The following is a 20,815-nucleotide window of genomic DNA, read 5'->3' as shown; positions in this document are numbered from 1 at the left end:
GGAGGGGAAACAAGATGGATCGAATAAAACAGGCGGGAATCGCGCTCGTCGTCGCTGCAGCAATGCTGCTGGGTTGGCTGCTTACGGGCTGCACGAATGATAATGAAATGAACAGCATTGCATTCATCGTAAATGGTGAAAGAAAGGAAAGCAAAGCGCCGGCAATCATCCTGAACGGCAGGCTTATGGTGCCCGAGAGTCACATTGAAGAAGTTTTTGGCAAACAGCTGGAATGGCTCACTCCTGCTCCCCAAAGCGAAGCTGCGTATTATTCGGAGCATGTGGCCGTGCTTATGTACCATGATATTGCTGAGGCGCCTCAAAATGAACGGATTATAGCCGTAGATCGATTCGAGAAGCAGCTGCGGCTTCTGAAGCAGAACGGTTTTCAAATCATCGGCATAGAGGAGTATGAAAGATTTCTGTTAGAGGAAGGCAGCGTGTCGGATAACGCCGTGCTGATTACATTTGACGACGGCTATGAAAGCTTTTATAAGCTGGCCTTTCCGATCCTGCGGAGTTACGGCTTCCCTGCTGTCAACTTTGTTATCGTATCGTCCATTGACGATCGCTCAAAGCCTGGAACAGCAAAGCTTTCCTGGGAGCAAATGAAGGAAATGCAGAAGTCGGGCATGAGCTTTAGAAGTCACACGTTCGATATGCACCGGTATGGAGCGGTAAATGAAGACGGAAAAGAAGCTCCCGTGATGGCAGGTCCTATATTCGATAGAACGCTCCTAAAAAAAGAAACAGAAGAGGAATACGGCATACGGCTGAGAGAGGATCTGATGAAAGCGGAGGAGAGATTACGCAGCGAGCTTGGCAATAAGCAGGGTACGCTCGCTTTCCCATATGGGGCTTATCGTCCGGCTATATTGGAGCTAACCGCATCCGTTGGAATTCCGGTAACGTTAAGCACGAGGGAAGGAATAAACTCGAGGCTTCACCGTGCCGGCTATCGTATTAACGGAGCAACGGCAGGTGAAACGGAAGAAGAGCTAATCGCAAAGCTGAAGCAATTCGGCGAACAATTAGGGGAAGACAGCCAGCAGCCATCGTTATTTATCGACGGGCAGGAGGCGGGAAGCGTCCAGTTTTCTATCGGGCCAGATTCTTCAGAGCCCATGATTGTTTTGCGTGATTTTTGCAGTTTTTTCGGCTGGACGCTTCATTTGAGCAAGTCAAACAAGCAGGTAGAAATCATGAGACAATATTCGCAGTGAAAAACCGCAGGATTCTACTAAATTCGACAAAACTAGCACTTTCCATACATTTACAATAAGTAGACTCTCCTGTACAATAAGTAGAGTTTGTCAGTAAAAAAGGCCTACTAAATTCAATTATAAAGGAGACAAATGGATGAGAAATTTTTTTGCAAGACCTAGAAAGATGATCATGCTGTTATTAGCGTTTACGCTTGTTTTTGCGGCCGGTTGTCAAGCGATTTCTAATTTGGATTTCAATACGGTATTAAAAAATGCCTTGAAGGTAACTTCAAGCGAGAGCAAACAATCCGTAGAGCTAAAGCTATTGCTCGATGATGCGGCATATGAGGGATCCTCCGAAGAGGATCTGGCGATGATGAAGCTTGTGTCCAACGTAAAGCTGCAGCTGAATAACGTGAAGACGCAGGACGACACGCATATTTCTTTTGACGGAAGCTTGATTTTTGGGGATACCGCAAGCATTAAGTTTGCTTTGAAAATGTCCGATACCTTAGCGGTCATGGAGCTTGAAGGCGCGAAGCAGCCGTTTGTGCTTGATCTGACAAGCGAGAGCCTTCTGGGAATGTCAGGTGCTGCCGTTATGACCGGCTTACCGGCGGAAGCTCCAGCTGAAGAGGCACCTGCGTTAGACAATGCAGCTTTGACGGCACTTGGCCATCAGCTGATCGATACGATTGGAACTTATGTCATACATAACCTGCCGAACCCGGAACGCATTGATGTGCAGCCGGTATACGAGAACATTAATGGAACCTCCACTTCTATGATGAAGGTTCATGTTGACTTAAACGGTCCCGAGATTTGGGCATGGGTGAAAAAATACGTAGATGCGCTTATCGCTGACCGCGCAGGGCTGGATAAAATGGTTGCCGGCGTATTCGAAGTATTGCAAAGCAACCCGGATATTTGGGAAGCAGCCGGCACGGTCAATCCTTTTGAGGAAGGCGGCCTTGATGCTGTCGATCCGGCAGAGGTGCTCAAGGAAGCGACGGAAGGCATCGCTCTTATGCTGACCGAGCTGCAGGATGAGCTGAAGCTGCTTGAGAAAGAGGATCAGGAATCGCTTGATGAAATTTTCAGCAAGGATCTTACGATAAAAGCAGATGTATTCGTGGACAGCAAGCTTGATATCCGCAAACAGGCTTACGAGCTTTCGTACGTACCGAGCTTGGATCCGGAAATCGGCGTACTGCCGGTTAAAGGCCTCACCATTAAATTCGAGAGCGAATCCTGGAATGTAAACGGACAGGTAAAGGCTGAAGTTCCGGTTGCATCGGCCAAGGATTTCCCGGTCGAAAAATTGTTCGCGATGCAGGGTTACCAAGTGTTAAAGCAATTTGACGAGAAATCTGCGATTTACGATCTATTGAAAAACAAGCTGCATATTAACAAACAGAACCTTACATGGTATTCTTACGATTATTATAATCCGGTCATCGTCACTGCCAGCCACGTTACGCTTATACCGCTGCGCGATACGGTCGAGCAGCTGGGCGGAGTGCTGACTTATGATAAAAAAACAAAAAGCTTGAAGGTATTCGATGAAGCGACGAATACAACGATAGTTTTGAAGAACGGCAGCGATTCCGCAGTTGTTAACGGCAAAACCGTCAAATGGTCATTCCCGGTGACTGTAATTGACGGGGTAACATACGTGCCTGCACGCAATTTGGCTGCAGCATTAAAAGCAAAGATTGGCTGGTCGGATCTAGGCGAGGATATGAAAGTATTTACGCTCGATCGGGAAGTCTAATAGCTAGCTGGGATTACGTGAACGAATGAATATGAACCGATAAGGGGTGCAGCATGAGAAAATTAACGACAGATGAAGCGTTTCGCGATGCGGTAGCCAGCGAAGGACTTACGATTGCGGTATTCAAAACAACCTGGTGCAAGGATTGTCATTTTATTGATCCCTTCATGCCGGACTTGGAGCGTCAATATGAAGGCAAGGTCACATTCATTGAGTTAGATCGCGATGATCTTCCGGATCTGTGCTCTGAGCTGAACATTTTGGGCATCCCGAGCTTTATCGCTTTCCGCGGCAACCAGGAGCTTGTCCGCTTCGTAAGCAAGCTGCGCAAGACCCGTGAGGAAATCGAGGATTTCGTAAATCGTGCGATACAAGTCAGCGATGCGCTGAATCAAAAGTAATTGGAAGTCCGCGTTTCAGGGGAATTTTCCCTGGGGCGCGGGCTTTCCTTTTTTATCATGCTTTTACTCGGAAGTGTCACATTTTCAACATGGCTTTTGCCTTTTTTTATGGCTATAATTGAACTGTTATTAAAACATGAAATAAGGTGATTTTATTATGGTAACCGGGCGTTTTCGCGCGTTAGCTGTTGCTGCGTGCATCGGAATGCTTCTTGTACTGCTCGGCGGAGCACTGGTCACGAATACGGATTCAGGTCGCGGCTGCGGGGATGATTGGCCTTTATGCCATGGGAAATTTATACCTGCTTATACGATTGAATCCCTGATTGAATATTCACATCGTCTGATTACCGGCTTTGAGGGACTTCTTGTTTTTGCTGCCTTCCTTTTCATATTTATGCGGTTCAGAAAAAATAGAACGGGCTTTAAGGAGCCGCTATTTTATGCAGGCGGCGCTTTGCTGTTTACGGTTATACAAGCCCTAATGGGAGCAGCAGCGGTTATGTGGCCCCAGTCACCGCCCATTATGGCGATTCACTTCGGAATTTCGTTAATCGCTTTTGCTTCGACGCTGCTGCTCGTCATCTGGACGTTCCGTGCCAAAAACGGGCCGCCTGAGGTGTTTAAAGTACCGCGTTCCATATTTCCCCGGGTGCTTGCAACAGCTATTTATAGTTATGTCGTTGTCTACCTTGGAGCCTTTATACGGCATACCGATTCAGGAGGAGGCTGTCTAGGCTGGCCGCTTTGTAACGGAGAGTTCGTTCCGGAAATCAATGGCGCTACCGGAGCTGTATTCATCCATCGCGTTGCAGCCTTGCTGTTAGCCATCAGCTTAGCTGGCCTATTCTTGCACATCCGTAAAGTCAGCCAAGGCGGGGCCGGCTTAACGAAGCCCGCTGCCTGGACGCTTGGCCTTGTTGTTACTCAAATTTTCAGCGGCGCGCTGCTGACGGCAACGATATCGAATTCGGAATGGTTTTTGTTCACCAACCTTTTGCATAATTTAATCGTCACCGGCTTATTCGGCTTGCTTATGGATATTTTAGTCCGTTCTTGGAGGCTGCGCGAAGAGCGGTAATGATGGTTTGTTGCTGCTGAGGGAGAGAAAAAGCAAATAGCGGACAAGCTGAAGGCAGTGCATAAGTACAACCCTCCAGCCATGAGCCAAACCAGCAAACCTGCAAACGTGACTATCCGCTTGCAGGTTTGCCTGCTATTGCAAGCTGCAATTTAAAGTTAACAGAAGTTTTGATGAAGGGACTGTTCGATGATGCTGCGCTTCATGTTTAATGAACCCTTGAGAGAAGCGGAAGGCACCCTAGCGGAGACCTTCCGTTTAATGGATCAGTTCGTCGCTCTCCTGTCTCCGAAAATAAAGGCAGGCGGAGCAGACGTTCAAAAGCTTCGCAAATACGAAATATGGACGCTTGGCCTGCGCTCCTCTTTGGATGAGCTTGAGCAAAGCCACTATGCAGCGCTGCAATTTCAACATAAAGTTACCTCTTCCTCGCTTAATCAAATGACAGATGAGGAACGTATCTATTATAATCGTTATATCTACTTCGATAAAAATGCCTTTATCCGCGTATTCTCCTTGCTCGACAAGCTTGGTACGCTCCTTAACGAGCTACTTGATATGCGGACGGAACGGGTTAAAGCCCATTTTTCTTATTTCACAGTTTTGCGGAATATGAGGGAGAAGAAAGCCCATCCGGAGCTGACTTGGAAGCTTAATGACGTGAAGGAGAAATACAAGGTGTCAATGACAAGGCTGCGGCAGCGCAGGAACACCGAGATTCATTATATGAACTCGGAGATGCAGGATGACTTGATTCAAAGCAACCGAATGTATGGCGAAGAAATCAAATTAGAAAACGTGGCGGAGCAATCTGCCGACTTGACGCAGGGCTTGTACCTTGCGATGGAATCACTGCTGCTTACGTTTCAATACGCTTGCGGATTGATGCGCAACAAGCACACATAACCCGAGGGGGGAAAACTCGTGGGACTGAAAGGCAAAACAGCATTAGTAACAGGCAGCGCGAAAGGACTCGGTAAGCGAACGGCAATCCAGCTTGCCGAGCAGGGCTGTAATGTTGTCATTAATTACTACGAGAGCGAGCTTGAAGCAGAGCAGGTTAAGGCACAGATCGAGCAGCTGGGCGTAAAGGCGATTACGGTACAAGCGGATGTCGCGACCGTCGAAGGAGCCGAGAAGCTCGCAAATGCAGCAGAGCAATGGGCAGGCGGCGTTGACATCCTTGTTAATAACGCAGGACCGTTCGTCCGCAAGCGGCGTCTGTTCAGCGAATATGACGAGGCGACCATCATTAGGCTGCTGCATGGCAACTTATTAGGGGTGATGCTGCTTGATCACCGCTTGCTGCCAGGCATGCGTGAACGCAAATGGGGACGCGTTATCCATTTTGGCTTTGGCCATGCGGGAGAAGCAAGGGCTTGGCCCCATCGGGCCGTCTATGCGGCCGCGAAGACGGGGCTTGTATCCTTTACGAAATCTTTGGCAGTAGAAGAAGCGCCTCACGGTATTACGGTTAATCTTATCGGTCCCGGCGATATTCGCGGCGTGAATAAGGAAAGATCCATTGCCGAGGTTGAGGAAGAATACGACAACGAATCGCCGATCGGCCGGCCCGGTGCAGGCGAGGATGTAGCGCGCGTGGTGCTTTTCCTTTGCGACAAGCAGTCGAATTTCTTGACCGGCAACGTCATTGACGTTACGGGCGGCTTCGATCCCATCGTGGCTAACATCAAGGGCATGTTTTAATCGAAGCAAATACGCAAAAAAAAGAGTCTTATCATTGAGCAAAGGAGCAGGGCTCCTTGCGTCTGATAAGACTCTTCATCGTTGTCATTCAAAGGGATCATGATTCGTTCTTATATTTTAGAATACTTGAACGACTTCAATTACACCTTCAACTTCTTCAAGAAGAGCACGTTCGATACCCGCTTTAAGCGTGATCGTCGAGCTTGGGCAGCTTCCGCATGCCCCCATTAGGCGAAGCTTGATGATGCCGCCTTCAACATCAACTAACTCAACGTCGCCGCCGTCGCGCTGCAAAAACGGACGAAGCTTATCGAGTACGTCCAAAACTTCGTCATACATCGTGTCTTGTACTTGTTCACTCATTGCAATCATCTCCTTTCTCCCCTATTATAGTACAAAGTGAAGCAATTGAAAATGGATAGTAACTAAGTAAAGTTAGGTGAAGCCTGGTGTTTAAACCAATGATCGAATTTTGTGCCAGCAATATGCATCACGGCACCGACCGTATAATGAAACAATTTGAAGAAAATGACGACTATGAAGTGACCGAATACGGCTGCTTAGGCAATTGCGGCGAATGTTATCTCAATCCGTTCGCATTAGTGGACGGCGCCATTGTATCTGCCGAAACCGTAGAGGAACTTTATGTGAACATTCTGAAAGCCATAGAACAGCAGCAGGCCGACAAAGAGGCGCTGGACAAGCTGCTGGACGACTTATAACAAATGCTAGCCTAGGTGGCGCTTAGAGCGCCAGAGCACGCCGCTCTTAACGAGGCGTGGTACACGGCCCATGATGGCTGTGCCTCCCATAAGGCCGAACCCGCTTTTCTTCCCGAGCGAGCCAAGCACGCCCTTCAGCTTTATCTTGCCGAGACGAGGCGTCTTATCATGCCAAATTGCCTGCATTACTTCGGCAATTTGCTTGCCTTGGGCTCCTGCCGCCTGACCGCTCGGCGAGAGCGGCAGCGAGGCGCAGTCGCCTACGATGAATACATCGTTATGATCCGGCAATTGATGATATTCGTTGATGACGAGCCTGCCTTGGTTATCCTTCGGCAAATTCATGCGTTGAACGAGCGGTACAGGCTGGATGCCGGCCGTCCATACCGTGACATCGGTATAAATAGGCGTTGATGAATTACAGTCATGTAAAATGCCGCCTTCAACTTTCGTAAGACCGACATGGCCGCGCATTTCTACATGATGCTCCTCGAACCACTCTGCTACAAAAGATTGCAGCTTGCTTGGGAAAGCTGAAAGCACACTTGGACCACGGTCCAAAATTCGGATATTAAGGTCAGGCCGGCTCTCGCGCAGTTCAGCCGCAACCTCGACGCCGCTTAAACCGCCCCCTACGATCGATACCTGCCCGTAAGGTTTAATATCATTCAGCTGGGCATAGGTTTGCCTTGCAGCCGAGAAGGTTTGAATGCTTGTCGAGAATTGCTCGGCGCCTTCAATGCCGTGGTATTTGTCCGTACAGCCAAGACCGATAACGAGCCATTCATATTCCAATGATTCCTGTCCTTCGATATGGACGAGCTTATGCTCCATATCGACATCGGTAACCTCGCCGTAAGCCAATGAAATTCTCGGATCAACCGGGAATTTCACGCGAAGCTCCAAATCGGATACCGTTCCGGCAGCCAGCGCGTAATATTCTGTTTTTAAACCTTGAAACGGCATCCGGTCAACCAATACGATGGATACGTCTATGGGCATGTGTTTTTCAAGCAGCTCGTTAGCGATAGCAAGACCGCCATAGCCTCCGCCCAAAATAATAAGTTTTCTCATAGGATTTCCAACTCCACGACTCTTGATGATATTCTATTTTGTGCTTCCGTGTTGCCGATTACTCATTCATAAACTTTAATTTCATTGTAAAAGGTATCGCGTTCAACCGGGATGCGGCCCGCGCCTTTAATTAACCAAATCAAGTCCTCGCGAGTAATGCCTTCCGGCGTAAGCGCGCCGGCAGCATGGCTGATTTTTTCCTTGACGATTGTGCCGTGCGCGTCCGAAGCGCCCATGGTTAAGGCGACCTGCGTCAGCTGCACGCCAATGTTGATGAAGTAGGCTTTAATATGCTGGAAGTTATCTAGCATCAAACGGCTGATGGCTATCGTCTTCAGATCCTCAAATGCAGAGTTGCGGCGGCGTATGCCGGCTCTCGGATTAATCGGCTGCATCGAAAGCGGAATAAAAACAAGGAATCCGTTCGTTTCATCCTGTAGCTCGCGTATTTGCATCAAGTGGCGGATACGATCCTCTTTGGTTTCGATCGAACCGTAAAGCATCGTAGTATGCGTACGCAAACCAAGGTTATGCGCTGTGCGATGCACTTCCAAGTATTGAGAAACATCAGCTTTGTCCACGCGCATTTTTTTACGGTAATGATCGGATAGAATTTCGGCGCCGCCTCCAGTAAGCGACTGCAAGCCGGCTTTCATAAGCTCTTCAAGCACTTCACGGTAGGACAAGCCGCTAATACGCGAGAAAAAATCGATTTCTGCGGCCGTATAAGCTTTAAGCGTTACATCCGGAAAACGATCTTTTAACGCTTTAAGCGAATCTACATAATATTGGAATGGAACATTCGTGTTGTGACCTCCGACGATATGGAACTCGCGGACGCCTGGGTGGAAATGCTTCTCTACGTACTCAATCATTTGTTGACCGCTAAGCGTATACGCGCCTTCGTCGCCTTCATCCTTGCGGAAGTTGCAGAACGCGCAGTGGGCTTCGCATACGTTCGTGAAGTAAAGGCTCATGTTCTCGATAAAATAAACCTTTTTGCCGTTTTTGCGCATCGCGACTTCATTAGCCAGCTGTCCAATCGTAAGTAAATCATCTGATTGATATAAATAAACGCCATCCTCAAATGTTAAACGCTGTCCATGACGCACTTTTTCAATAATGTGCTGCATTTGTGTATCTTCTGTCGGTATAACGACGTTCATGGCCGGGCCACCTCGATATCTTTAGATTGTGAAAAAAAGAACTTTCTTTTCCGATTAAAGAAGCTGTAACTATTATAAACCTCATACGTAGCAGGATCAATAAGAAAAGTAAGTGGCATACCAAAAACAGGGAATCGCGCAAGTAGGCATGCCGCTATTGAGCAAGTGAAGAAACTGGAGTATACTACAAATAAGTAAGTGAGTTGCAACATATTCGATTAGATAGATAAACGGAGGGATGTAGCATGATCACAATTAGTGATACAGCATCTGACAAAATAAAAGAAATGCTCGCCGAAGAAGGCGGACCCGAGCTCTTCCTGCGTATCGGAGTAAAGGAAGGCGGCTGCAGCGGCTTTTCCTACGGCATGGGCTTCGACGATGAGGAGCATGAAGGCGACAAAGCTCTTGATATGGAAGGGCTGAAGGTTGTCGTTGACGAAGACAGCATCAAATATTTGCACGGGCTCGTCATTGATTTTAAGGAATCCGCGATGGGCGGGGGCTTCACGATCGAGAATCCGAATGCCAGCGCAACCTGCGGGTGCGGTTCCTCATTCCGCACGGCAAGCGATGCGGGCAAACCGGCTGCTGCCGGTGAGTGTTAATTATGAATTGAATGTATCTTCCGGAATGCGTATGGCTCCATTCGCATCCCGGAAGATTTTTTTGATCATATGCAAGCCAATAATGATAAGTTTTCACGTCTATTGATCAATCATCTTGGGGGATAGCAGCACATGAAATTCATTCATGATTATAGACATTTTATTGAAGCAGCTTGTACGACTTGCGGCAGGAAGCATACGGTTCAAAAAGGAAGCTACAACTTGACGATGCAAGGTTATACGTTTCATTCGCCGATCAGATGTACTTGCGGACATTTGGCAAGCACGGCAATGAAAGAAAAGAAAACATGGACAAGCAAAGCAGAACCTAATGACATCTTCAAGCGAAGCAGAGGGACAACAATCAAGATGATGTTTGTCATCGGTTTTGTTATTGTTTTTTTCACGGGAGAAATGGTTTATATGTTCCATTCGTAAACGGTTTGCTTTACAAAAAAAAAAATTCGGCAGCCTGAATAAGCTTTGCGAAATCGGTGCAAGATAGTATTGACGGTGTGAAGAGAGGTGTGGTTCCGTTGGACCATTTGGTGCTAGGGCTACAGGAGGAACTTATTTAATCACTAAGCTTTTATGAAAGCGAGGGGTTGTGCCGCAGAGCACTTCTGAACACACACGCTTACTGCGATCCATTAAAACGGAATGCAAATAAGCGGTGCCCAAGTTATCTTAATTATGTGAAGTGTTAGATGTGAAGAGACTCAAACGATCAAACACCGTCGAAAGAGGGGCCTGTAAAAGGGCTCCTTTTTTCTGTTAATGAGGCATGCCAAAATGTCGAAGTGATGCTCGTAATTATTTTTCGGAAAAAAATAATTTAATGAATAGGCTTTGCGAATTTGGAGCATGATAGTATTGACGGTGTGAAGAGAGGTGTGGTTCCGTTGGACCATTTGGTGCTAGGGCTACAGGAGGAACTTATTTAATCACTAAGCTTTTATGAAAGCGAGGGGTTGTGTCGTAGAGCATTCTCGAACACACACGCTTGCTGTGATCCGTTAAACCGGAATGCAAACGAGCGGTGCCCAAGTAATCTTAACAATGTGAAGTGTTAGATGCGAAGAGACTCATACGATCAAACACCGTCGAAAGAGGGGCCTGTAAAAGGGCTCCTCTTTTTTCATTCCACGGATTGCCTGCATGGCGATCTGCTGCCTTACTCGTCCCTTTGACAGCTATGAGGCGATACGATTGTAATGTACGCTATAATAGTTAGAAACGACATGGATGAGGAGGACCCCCATGTATCGCATTTTTATCGTGGAGGACGATGACAAGATTGCTGCTATTTTGAAAAACAATATGATTAAATATGGCTTTGAGGCCGCTGCCGTTACGCAGTTTCGCGATATTATGCCAGAGCTGGAAGCCATCGAACCGCATTTGGTGCTGCTGGACATTAATTTGCCGTATTTCGACGGTTATTATTGGTGCAGGCAAATCCGTGCCAGGTCGAGCATTCCGATTATCTTCATCTCTGCCCGGGCAGGCGAGATGGATCAGGTGATGGCGATCGAGAACGGCGGCGATGATTACATAACGAAGCCGATCCATTTGGATTTGCTCATGGCGAAGGTAAAGAGCGTGCTTAGGAGAACATACGGGGAATATGCTTCTTCCGGCCCGGCGGCAGCAGCCGACGCGGGAGCGGTGCCGCCCGGCGAGTTATCGGCAAGCGGCTTACGCCTTTTTTTGAACAGAAACGAACTGGAATGGAGCGGACGGCGCGTTGAGCTGACGAAAAATGAACAGCTGCTTGCCGAGTGCTTAATTAAACAGCCAGGTGTTGTCGTGTCCCGGGAGCAATTGCTGGAAGCGCTTTGGGATGATGTGCAATTCGTCGATGACAACACGCTTACCGTCAACGTGACGAGGCTGCGTAAAAAGCTGGAGGAGCTTGGCCTCCACAAAGCGATAGAAACCGTACGTGGTCAAGGCTATAAGCTAATGATTCAGGAGGAAGCGTCCCGATGAGAGGCTTATCGCTGGCGTTGTTTTTGCGTGACCGGCTGTTGTTTATTGTTATGGCATTATTGATTGTATTGCTATCGGTCAGCATGCTGCTTCTCGAGAGGGAGCGTTACCCGGGCCTGGTCGAACTGGGAACGGTTTTTTATTTTATGGTACTGGCCCTATTTTTTCTCGGGATTTGGCTGGCCGTTGATTATGTCCGTCAGCGCGCTTATTTTAAGCAGTTATTCGATGCCATCCAGCGGTCTGAGGAGCTCCAGGCGACGACGATTATAAATGCGACCGTTACGCAGGAGCAGAAGCTGGTGTCAAGAATGCTCGAGGAGCAGAACCGCGCCTATTTGAATGAGCTCGGTAAATATCGTCGGCAGCAGGAGCTTCACAATCATTTTGTGCTCCAATGGGTTCATCATATGAAAACGCCGGTGTCTGTCGTCGACCTGCTGGCGCAAGAAGCGCTGCAGAAGCAGGCATCCTCGCAGGAAGAGCAGCGGCTGCTTGCGCTGAGCTTGCAGGAAGAGACGGACCGGATGATGCGCGGGCTTGAAATGATGCTTTACACCGCGCGGCTGGACAAGTTTGAAATTGACCTGCACGTGAAGCAAACGGCGCTGCATGAGCTGGCAAGGAATGTGGTGAACGCGCATAAGAAGCTTTGCATTCGGCATTCCATATTCCCGCGCATAGACGGAGAGGCATGGGTGGAAACGGACGAGAAGTGGATGACGTTTGTATTAAATCAGTTTGTCAGCAACGCGATCAAATACAGCAAAAGCAAAGCAAGCGCCAAAAAAATTGTTTTTGCGCTGGAAGCCTTCGAAAATGGCGGAGGCAAGCTTACCGTATCGGATGAAGGGATCGGCATTGCTGCGCATGAGCTCCCTCGGATTTTTGATCCATTCTTCACAGGGGAGAACGGACGTACAACGGGAGAGTCGACGGGGATGGGGCTTTATTTGGCAAAGCAGGTATGTAACCGGTTGGGGCACAGTCTTTCTGTTTCTTCCGTCTTGGGGGAGAGCACGGCGCTAACGGTAACGTTTAATCCGCGAGGCATCCATTTATTGGGCAGCCATGAAGGCGGGAGCGATGCTAGGTGACAACTTTGTAAGGTTTATAGCAAATAATTGAAATGAAAATCGATGGGATCCCGGCAGCCTTCTCGTCTATACTAAGGCTATTGAAGCACATTATAGAGAGATTTGGGGAGGAACAAAGCAATGAGCGTACTAAGAGCACAAGGGCTAGGCAAAATATACAGCAGCAAAGGAAACGTTGCCTATAAAGCGCTTGAGGATATCGAATTGCAGGTTGAAGCGGGAGAATTCGTAGGCGTAATGGGACCGTCAGGAAGCGGAAAAACGACGCTGCTGAACTTGTTGTCAACGATTGACCGGCCGACTTCCGGCGAGATCGAAATCAACGGCGTTAATCCAAGCAAGCTGACCGATAAGAAGCTTGCTTTATTCCGCCGGCGCGAGCTTGGTTTCGTTTTTCAGGATTTTAACCTGCTGGATACGTTATCGATAAAGGAAAACATCATTTTGCCGCTCGTTCTGGAGGGTATGGCTCCGAAGCAAATTGAACAGAAGCTAACCCCTCTTGCCGAACTGCTGCAAATCGCATCCATATTGAATAAACGGACCTATGAAGTATCCGGCGGACAGAAGCAGCGGGCTGCGATCGCGCGGGCCATTATTCATCAACCGTCGCTTGTTCTAGCGGATGAGCTTACAGGGAATCTGGATTCCAAATCGGCGAAGGATGTCATGGATTCGCTTAAGGATATGAATGAGCGGTTTAAGGCAACCGTGCTCATGGTAACGCATGATCCTTTCTCGGCGAGTTATTGCCAGCGAATCGTCTTTATCAAGGATGGGAAATTTTTCTCTGAAATCCGCCGCGGTTCGAATAGGCAAGCGTTTTTCCAACAAATTTTAGATGCGCTCAGCGTGCTGGGAGGTAATTTCGATGACGTTCCGTTCGCTCGCGCTTAGTAACATTCGGGGCAACTGGCGGTCATACAGCGCATTTTTTCTGAGCAGCGTGTTTTCCGTTATGATCTTTTATATTTATGCGGCATTTCTATACCATCCCGAGGTCATAAGCGGTTATATTATGGCAGCATCAAAAATTCGTACCGGGATGGTGTTCTGCGAATACATCATCGTCATCTTCTCCTTCTTGTTCGTGCTGTATTCCAATTCCGCCTTTCTGAAGACGAGGCAGCAGGAGTTTGGTTTATTCTCCTTATTCGGCATGACAAAAGTTCAACTGCGAAAGCTGGTCATCTACGAAAATGCCGCGATCGCCTTTATGGCTATCGTCGTAGGCATCGGACTCGGGATGCTGTTCAGCAAGCTGTTTTTTATGGCTCTAACCGTGCTGTTGAAACTAGAAGAAACCATTCCCTTCGCTGCGCCCGTTAAAGCGATTGGACTTACCGCAGGCGGATTTTTTGTCCTATTTATGCTTATTTCCATTTGGACTGCGCTGTGCATCGGCCGTACCGAAATTGTCGATTTGCTGAAAGCGGCGCGCAAGCCAAAGGGACAGCTCGTGTTTTCACCCTGGCTGGTTGCCGTGGCTGTTTTCTGTTTAGTGGCAGCGTACGGAATGGCCCTGGCCATGAACGGCGGAACGTTTATTATATTGGCACTGCCCATATTGGTTACTGTCGTAATCGGAACTTACTTTCTCTTTACGCAGCTCAGCATACTGCTGTTAAGGTTTATCCAGAAGCGGGCTTCGGTATATTACAAACGCACGAATATGATTGTTTTCGCCCAGCTTGGCTACAAAATAAGAGACAATGCACGGATTCTTTTTATCGTATCGATTTTGAGCGCCATTATTATGACCGCCTTAGGAACCGTCTATATTTTGCAGATCGGCGGGAAAAAGGGGATTCTCGAAAACTCTCCTTTCACTCTTGCCTACAGCGAGACGGGCTTAAATACGCATGACGTCATCGATCCTGCCGAACTTAAGCGCATTGTCGCAGAGGACGGCTTCACGATAACGAAAGAAGCAAAAGCTGCCGGCGTGCTGATAAATCGTTATGCCATCCAATGGGGAGACGAGGAGTTTCGCGATTCGGAGTCGGATGCATTGATCCTATCGGCTGCCGATTACAATAAGCTTGCCGATGCAACCGGGCAACCGAGCATACAGCCTGAGAATGGCAAGGTCATTCTGGTTTCGCCATTCTTCAGAAAAGATACAAAGCCGTCCGGCGTTGTAAAAGGAACCGTCAACGGTAAAACGGCGCAATTCGATATTAGCGGCGTGAGCAATGCGAAAGTCATGAACTGGCTTCAGAGCAATTATTACACGTTTGTCATGGATGATTTCTCCTATATTGAGCTAACATCGGGCGTGCCTGAGGATCAGCTGTTTACGATGTACGGTTACGAGCTAAGCGATTGGGAGAATGCGGCGGCGACTGCCGATAAGCTTAGCAAGCAGGTACCCGAGGAGCATCAAGGGCAAATCGATTTTAGGCGCGCAGGCAATTTGGAACAAATGAACGAAACGGTCTCATTAACGCTGTTCATTGGCATGTTTATCAGCTTGTTATTTTTTATCGCTTCCGGCAGCATGATTTATTTCAAGCTGTTCACCGAGCTGCAGGAGGATCAAGCACAGTTCAGAGCGCTGACCCGAATCGGCATGACAAAGGGTGAGATTCGCAAAATCGTGGTTACGCAGGTCGGCATCGTTTTTTTTGTTCCCGTCGTCGTCGGTATTTCCCACGCTTTGTTTGCCATGAAGGCACTCGATAATATGATGGAATCCTCTAACTGGATCTATTCTTTCATTGTCATTGGCATTTATATTGCCATGCAGACCCTGTACTTCCTTGTCGCATGCAGCAGTTATATGAAGAGCATGCTTCGCGGTGCAAGCGCATAATGGATTGAAAAAAAACGGCATCCTCTCATTCATGGAGAGGATGCCGTTTGCGTTTTTTATGAAAGATGGATTTAGCTGCAAGTAAAAGAGCTGATTTGACGCAAATCGATCCCCATATACATCCAGGATCTGCCGAACCAACGGAAGCCGGCGACGGAATTACGCCCTACAAATACAGGGAAAAACCAAAAGCCTTGACCATTTTGAAGCCAAACATAGGTATTTCTAAACAAACAACGGGAAATAGCGCCAGGATCAACGGCGAATAAGGATGGTGAAGGCTGCTGCGGCGTAAACGGAGGGGGCGGCGCAGTTGGCGCTCCCATCATGCCTTGTTGTCCTTGCGGGCCTTGAGGCCCTTGCGGTCCTTGCGGTCCTTGGGGGCCAAACGGCCCGATCGGTCCAAGCGGTCCAAACGGTCCCGGAGGCGGGCCGGGAGGAGGCATAAATGACATGCATGATCACTCCTAATCAATTGGGCTAGAGCATTGTATGCAAAAGGGACTTACAAGGATTGGGCCATTTGACTATTCGCGCCATCACGCCAAACGGGTTAGAAATGGGAGATGAGCTTCGTGCCAAGAATGGCAACGGTCAGCCTGGAGGAGGTAAAGGAGCTTATTTCCCAGCTCAACAGATTCTCCACATACCCTAACGTATCGGCATTCGTTGGACCGATAATGCGCTGGAGGGCAAGCAAATCAAAGGAAATGCGATTTTCATTCGTCACAATCGGATTCAAAGCCGCAATCGCAAGCACCTCGCCCTGAACGGGCTTTTTTAATTTTCCGTTGTCGTCGTAAAATTCATTTAAGTAGCTGCTGCCTTTACCGCTGATATCAATCAGGAACAGCACATCAAGCGTGGCGCTTGATACGGCTACTTTATAATGGTCTTCATAGTTGACTCGAAACTTGTACTCTTGATTATAGCTTTCGGAATCAAAACGTTTGCGCAGCGTGCTGCCCGCAAAAGAGTAAATATAAAAGGTCCCATATCCGCCGCTTCCCCCGGAATCAATGCCCACGAGAATATCCGGTATTTTATTCTGATCGAAATCGCCAAGCAGCACCGAGGCGTTGTACCCGGCATTATTTTGCAAGGCTACGACGTAGCGTTTCTGGGAATAGCCATCCTGTATGACAAGCTTAATCTGATCGGCAAAAATGCCGGATGGGCCATCCGGTTTATGCCCTATTAAGTAAACCTGATCGGGAATGCCGTCTCCGTTTATATCGCCTTGCTTCATATCAAGCAAATATTCATCGCGTGATAAGCCATTCTGTTGTAATCGGCGTGTATGGAAAGATGAATGCATGACCATTCCTCCAAGCAAAAATATACAGTTCTCCTGTCTATACCTATGCGGGCGAATGGGTTTTGGATTGTGCGGATGCCTAATTCAGAGACGCAGAAGATGCTAAGCGGCGTATATTTTCGATAAATATGACCACATTGAATAGATAACAGCGAATGATAAGCGAGGAATGAAATGAGTCATAAGGATGAATCCAAAACACAGGAAGATTTGCAGCGTCCAAGCGAAAAACCTTCATTTGAGCATACGTTAGACGAGTTTAAAGATTGTGCAGACATCATCTGTCGAACGATACCGGATCTTCAAGTGAAAATGGTGTATTTCGGTCATTTAATGGGGACTGAAGAGTTTTCGCGTGAAATTGTCATTCCTTTCGCAAATGTGAAGGAGAATGAAGTAACGCAGCTGTTAAAGCATTCCCAATTTATTGAAATGACCGATTCCGATACTTTGATCAACAGCATACTAAACGGCTCGGTAGCCATATTCCATCAAGAAAAATGCTATGCCATAAATGTGTACAAGCCTGATTCCCGCCCCATTCAAGAATCGGAAAACGAGGTTGTCATTACGGGGCCGCATGATTCTTTCGTAGAAGCAGCGGCCTTAAACCTTTCTCTCATTAGACGGCGGGTTAAGAGTCCCCGCTTGAAAGTATTGAAATGCGAGGTAGGCGAAGTAACGAAAACCCATGTCTATGTTCTCTATATTGACGGTCTTGCCAATATGGATTATGTAAGAGAACTCGTGAAACGGATCGAAATCATTGAAGTGGATGCGATTCATGACGGTACGATGCTCGTGCAATACATCGACGACGCCCCCAATTCGATCTTTCCGCAGTTTCCGACGACTGAAAGAGCAGATTCCGCTGTTTCTAAGCTGGTCGCAGGGAGAGTCTTAGCGATTGTAGACGGCAGCCCTTCCGTCATTTCGGCGCCGGCGTCCTTCTTTGAATTTTTCGCTTCGCCGGATGACTATTATCAGAGATGGGCTCTCGGCACAGCAACGAGGCTGCTTCGGTTTGCCGCCTTTATCATCACCATTTCTTTTACGGCTTTATATGTTTCCGTCACTACCTTCCACTATGAGATGGTCCCGGAGGATTTATTGCTCACCCTGACCGAATCACGTAGCAGGGTTCCTTTTCCACCGATTTATGAAGCTTTATTGCTGGAAGTGACGATTGAGCTGTTAAGGGAAGCGGGAGCACGGCTTCCCTCCAAAATCGGCCAAACGATCGGTATCGTCGGCGGTATCGTAATCGGGCAAGCTGCCGTTCAAGCGGGGCTTACCAGCAATATTTTAATTATTGCGGTAGCATCGTCTGCTATTGCGTCCTTTGTAATTCCAAGTTACATGATGAGCGCATCGATCCGTCTGGCTCGATTCGGGCTTATTTTGCTCGCGGGTTTATTGGGAAATTTCGGGTTAGTGATAGGAGTTGCTCTAATGGTTATCCATTTATCCGGATTAACCAGTCTAAATAGCTCGTATTTGACGCCTATTGCTCCCAATAAAACCTCTGATTGGCGCGATACCTTTATAAGAGCTCCATTCTGGATGCTCTTCAATAGGCCGAGCCAATCCAAATCGCCAAACCAAGCAAGAAATAAAATGAAGCAATAAAGGGAAGTGGCCGATCATTGAAGGAAAAATTGCATCCTTTTCATACCGCAATCTTGATTTTTATGATCCAGAGCGGCGTGGTTATTATGAGCCTGCCACAATTATTGGCCGAAAATTTCGGATATAACGGATGGATCGGATTATTCATCATATCGCTCCTAGTCAATGTGAACATTTACCTTATTTCACTGGTGTACCGCATGGGAAAGGGGAAATCGATTTTTCAAATCTTGGAAAGCGTCCTCCCGAGATTCATTCTTGTTCCCCTGTATTTGTTTCTGATCGGCATTTGGATGCTTACCGGCTGCATGGTCGTGAAAAACTATGTTTTTATTTTTCAGATCGTTTCCTATAATACGACGCATCCGATGCTCTTGAAATTTCTTATCGACATTCTATGCTTCCTCCTCGTCATAAAGGGAATCTACAACATGTCAAAAGCAGCAACCAGCTTTTTCTGGATTACGATTTGGATGGTGCTGCTGCAGTTCTTTTTTGTTAAGGATTTTGATTGGGCAAGGCTGACGCCTTTCATCTTTAAAGGAGACACCCATTTTATCGAAGGCGGCTTAATGGTATTTACCGCTTTTTTGGGATATGAGCTTAGCATGCTGCTGTTTCCGTATGCCGAACCCGACAAAAAGTTTATAAAAGCGGTTGTCGCAGGCAATGTACTGGTTACCTTGGTCTATGTCGTTTTTTGTTTCATCTGTTTCGGTTTTTACAGCCTCGGTCAGTTGAAAAATATGATGTATCCGCTTCTTGATTTGCTCTCCTACATTCAATTGCCCTTTATTGAGCGAATCGAAAATTTGTTATACAGCTTTTTCCTATTTACGACGGTCATTACCGTGGCGCTGTATACCTGGTCGGCACAATTGACCGTCAGCCGAATGCTGCCAAAAATGAATATAAAGCTTATCACCTTCCTCATTATTGCAATCGGATTTATCATTGCATGGATTCCGGATTCATTAACGGAAGTAGGACAGTGGCTGCAATTTTTAGGCATGGTGGAGCTGGTGGTTGCGTTTGGCCTGCCTATTCTGCTTATTTTCATTCTACTTGCTTTTAAAGGAGCCCGATCATCTTGAGGAAGATATTGCAGCTCGTGATTGCCGTATGGTGCTTTCTGATTCTGCTCGGATGCAACGATCAACGGATACTGGAGAAGCAAGGTTTTATACAAACAGCTGGCTATGACCTGCTCCGGAAGGAGGACAAAACGGGGGAAGATGAAATGTTAGTCAGCGTTGATATTCCCAAGGCCGATCCCGAAGGGAAGATGCGCAGAGAAACGTTATCGGTTTTAGCACACTCAGGCAAGGAAGCTAAGATTAAATTTTCAGAGCAAACCGAGCTATCCCTTGTAAGTGGACAATTACGGGATACTTTATACGGCATCAAGCTGGCAAAGAGCGGGATATGGGAGCATATTGATAATTTAATTCGGGATCCTTCTCTTTCTCAGAATGTGAAGGTCGTAGTCGTTAACGGACTCGCGCATGATTTACTTGTGAAAAATTACCCGCAGCACCCCCGTACCAGCCAATATATAGACAGAATGCTGGAAAAGGAAGCGGCATCCAACCAAATTCCGGTTGTCACGATCTACGATTTCACAAGGGATTATTTCGATGACGGAATAGACCCGGTCGCACCGATTGTTAAAGAAAGCGCCAAAAATATAACAATGGACGGTATCGCCTTATTTAAAAAAGATAGATATATCACCAAAATCGAAACGGATAAAACGCTTATTTTTGCCTTTCTGCGGCATAATTTCAGAAAAGGAGAAATCAGCATTGATTTAGGCAAGGCGAAAGACAGGATAGAACGCCTGCTGCTCAATTCAATCAATAGTCACCGCAAGGTTCATGTAAAACGAATGAAGGATAAATCATTTGCCGTTGAAATCCAGCTAGAAATCATGGGGGCTGTTTTGGAATATTCGGGAGAGCATCAGCTTAGCAAAGACAAAGAACGTCGAGAAGTAGAGAAGTTGATCTCAGAGTATATCGTGCAAGAAGCAGATGCGATGATTAAGCTGATGCAGAAAAACAAAGTCGACAGTCTTGGCATCGGCAAATATGTCAGGAATAGCTTGAGCTATGAGGAGTGGCAAGCTTTGGATTGGGATGAGGCGTATTCCAATCTAGATGTACGCTGTACGGCAAAGGTGGTCATTAAAGATTTTGGCAAGTTTAAATAACCCGGCTAGGCCGG

General features: G+C 47.3%; 21 protein-coding genes. 16 read left to right on the top strand and 5 right to left on the bottom strand.

Annotation, left to right across the window (positions count from 1 at the left end; all coding sequences use genetic code 11):
- Nucleotides 1-14 precede the first annotated feature (14 nt).
- From ACN6MW_RS04950 to ACN6MW_RS04925, 6 genes are all read left to right on the top strand, one after another.
- Nucleotides 15-1,223 (top strand): polysaccharide deacetylase family protein, encoded by a 1,209-nt coding sequence (locus tag ACN6MW_RS04950; RefSeq protein WP_419874464.1) that lies wholly within the window; start codon nucleotides 15-17, stop codon nucleotides 1,221-1,223.
- Between the two features lie 136 nt (nucleotides 1,224-1,359).
- Entirely contained in the window at nucleotides 1,360-2,979 is a 1,620-nt protein-coding gene (locus tag ACN6MW_RS04945; protein WP_419874463.1) for a copper amine oxidase N-terminal domain-containing protein, read from the top strand.
- Nucleotides 2,980-3,032: 53 nt separating this feature from the next.
- Nucleotides 3,033-3,380, top strand: a complete 348-nt coding sequence (locus ACN6MW_RS04940; protein ID WP_419874462.1) for a thioredoxin family protein — start codon at nucleotides 3,033-3,035, stop codon at nucleotides 3,378-3,380.
- A gap of 157 nt (nucleotides 3,381-3,537) precedes the next feature.
- A complete protein-coding gene (locus tag ACN6MW_RS04935; RefSeq protein ID WP_419874461.1) occupies nucleotides 3,538-4,461 on the top strand; it encodes a COX15/CtaA family protein in 924 nt (307 codons plus the stop codon).
- Nucleotides 4,462-4,650: 189 nt separating this feature from the next.
- Nucleotides 4,651-5,367 carry a Cthe_2314 family HEPN domain-containing protein gene (locus ACN6MW_RS04930; protein WP_419874460.1) on the top strand — a complete coding sequence of 239 codons (717 nt, stop codon included), beginning with the start codon at nucleotides 4,651-4,653 and terminating at the stop codon, nucleotides 5,365-5,367.
- Between the two features lie 24 nt (nucleotides 5,368-5,391).
- Nucleotides 5,392-6,168, top strand: a complete 777-nt coding sequence (locus tag ACN6MW_RS04925; protein WP_364147349.1) for an SDR family oxidoreductase — start codon at nucleotides 5,392-5,394, stop codon at nucleotides 6,166-6,168.
- Between the two features lie 117 nt (nucleotides 6,169-6,285).
- Here ACN6MW_RS04925 and ACN6MW_RS04920 read toward each other — a convergent pair whose 3' ends face one another.
- Nucleotides 6,286-6,531, bottom strand: a complete 246-nt coding sequence (locus ACN6MW_RS04920) for a NifU family protein (protein WP_054026871.1) — start codon at nucleotides 6,529-6,531, stop codon at nucleotides 6,286-6,288.
- A 98-nt stretch (nucleotides 6,532-6,629) separates the two neighbouring features.
- Here ACN6MW_RS04920 and ACN6MW_RS04915 point away from each other — a divergent pair, with 98 nt between their 5' ends.
- Entirely contained in the window at nucleotides 6,630-6,890 is a 261-nt protein-coding gene (locus ACN6MW_RS04915; protein WP_419874459.1) for a YuzB family protein, read from the top strand.
- A gap of 6 nt (nucleotides 6,891-6,896) precedes the next feature.
- Here ACN6MW_RS04915 and ACN6MW_RS04910 read toward each other — a convergent pair whose 3' ends face one another.
- Both ACN6MW_RS04910 and mqnE read right to left on the bottom strand, forming a co-directional pair.
- A complete protein-coding gene (locus tag ACN6MW_RS04910) occupies nucleotides 6,897-7,964 on the bottom strand; it encodes an NAD(P)/FAD-dependent oxidoreductase (protein WP_419874458.1) in 1,068 nt (355 codons plus the stop codon).
- A gap of 62 nt (nucleotides 7,965-8,026) precedes the next feature.
- Nucleotides 8,027-9,130 carry an aminofutalosine synthase MqnE gene (gene mqnE / locus ACN6MW_RS04905; protein ID WP_419874457.1) on the bottom strand — a complete coding sequence of 368 codons (1,104 nt, stop codon included), beginning with the start codon at nucleotides 9,128-9,130 and terminating at the stop codon, nucleotides 8,027-8,029.
- 245 nt (nucleotides 9,131-9,375) lie between these two features.
- Here mqnE and erpA point away from each other — a divergent pair, with 245 nt between their 5' ends.
- The 6 genes from erpA (at nucleotide 9,376) to ACN6MW_RS04875 (ending at nucleotide 15,642) form a co-directional block, all read left to right on the top strand.
- On the top strand, nucleotides 9,376-9,738 hold the full coding sequence (gene erpA / locus ACN6MW_RS04900) for an iron-sulfur cluster insertion protein ErpA (RefSeq protein WP_364146954.1): 363 nt from the start codon (nucleotides 9,376-9,378) through the stop codon (nucleotides 9,736-9,738).
- Nucleotides 9,739-9,870: 132 nt separating this feature from the next.
- A complete protein-coding gene (locus tag ACN6MW_RS04895; protein WP_419874456.1) occupies nucleotides 9,871-10,176 on the top strand; it encodes a hypothetical protein in 306 nt (101 codons plus the stop codon).
- Between the two features lie 822 nt (nucleotides 10,177-10,998).
- Complete coding sequence (locus ACN6MW_RS04890; RefSeq protein WP_419874455.1) at nucleotides 10,999-11,730, top strand: response regulator transcription factor; 732 nt, start codon at nucleotides 10,999-11,001, stop codon at nucleotides 11,728-11,730.
- Complete coding sequence (locus ACN6MW_RS04885) at nucleotides 11,727-12,827, top strand: sensor histidine kinase (protein WP_419874454.1); 1,101 nt, start codon at nucleotides 11,727-11,729, stop codon at nucleotides 12,825-12,827. The genes ACN6MW_RS04890 and ACN6MW_RS04885 overlap by 4 nt, the downstream gene beginning before the upstream one ends.
- A gap of 120 nt (nucleotides 12,828-12,947) precedes the next feature.
- The gene (locus tag ACN6MW_RS04880) at nucleotides 12,948-13,724 is read left to right on the top strand and encodes an ABC transporter ATP-binding protein (protein WP_364146964.1); all 777 of its coding nucleotides are present in this window, start codon (nucleotides 12,948-12,950) and stop codon (nucleotides 13,722-13,724) included.
- Nucleotides 13,699-15,642 (top strand): FtsX-like permease family protein, encoded by a 1,944-nt coding sequence (locus ACN6MW_RS04875; RefSeq protein ID WP_419874453.1) that lies wholly within the window; start codon nucleotides 13,699-13,701, stop codon nucleotides 15,640-15,642. The genes ACN6MW_RS04880 and ACN6MW_RS04875 overlap by 26 nt, the downstream gene beginning before the upstream one ends.
- Before the next feature lie 71 nt (nucleotides 15,643-15,713).
- Here ACN6MW_RS04875 and ACN6MW_RS04870 read toward each other — a convergent pair whose 3' ends face one another.
- Nucleotides 15,714-16,097, bottom strand: coding sequence for a hypothetical protein (locus ACN6MW_RS04870; protein WP_419874452.1), 384 nt, complete (start codon nucleotides 16,095-16,097; stop codon nucleotides 15,714-15,716).
- 98 nt (nucleotides 16,098-16,195) lie between these two features.
- Nucleotides 16,196-16,960 (bottom strand): VCBS repeat-containing protein, encoded by a 765-nt coding sequence (locus tag ACN6MW_RS04865; protein WP_419874451.1) that lies wholly within the window; start codon nucleotides 16,958-16,960, stop codon nucleotides 16,196-16,198.
- Between the two features lie 174 nt (nucleotides 16,961-17,134).
- On the opposite strand from ACN6MW_RS04865, the gene ACN6MW_RS04860 reads away from it, so the two are divergent.
- From ACN6MW_RS04860 to ACN6MW_RS04850, 3 genes are read left to right on the top strand one after another with little or no spacing between them, the layout of a single operon-like run.
- Entirely contained in the window at nucleotides 17,135-18,589 is a 1,455-nt protein-coding gene (locus tag ACN6MW_RS04860; protein WP_419874450.1) for a spore germination protein, read from the top strand.
- Nucleotides 18,590-18,606: 17 nt separating this feature from the next.
- Complete coding sequence (locus ACN6MW_RS04855; protein ID WP_419874449.1) at nucleotides 18,607-19,683, top strand: GerAB/ArcD/ProY family transporter; 1,077 nt, start codon at nucleotides 18,607-18,609, stop codon at nucleotides 19,681-19,683.
- A complete protein-coding gene (locus ACN6MW_RS04850; protein ID WP_419874448.1) occupies nucleotides 19,680-20,801 on the top strand; it encodes a Ger(x)C family spore germination protein in 1,122 nt (373 codons plus the stop codon). The genes ACN6MW_RS04855 and ACN6MW_RS04850 overlap by 4 nt, the downstream gene beginning before the upstream one ends.
- The last annotated feature ends 14 nt before the right edge of the window (nucleotides 20,802-20,815 follow it).

It is taken from the genome of Pristimantibacillus sp. PTI5, assembly GCF_048572955.1.
GTDB lineage: Bacteria > Bacillota > Bacilli > Paenibacillales > Paenibacillaceae > Pristimantibacillus.
This window is presented reverse-complemented; position numbering and strand designations above follow the sequence as displayed.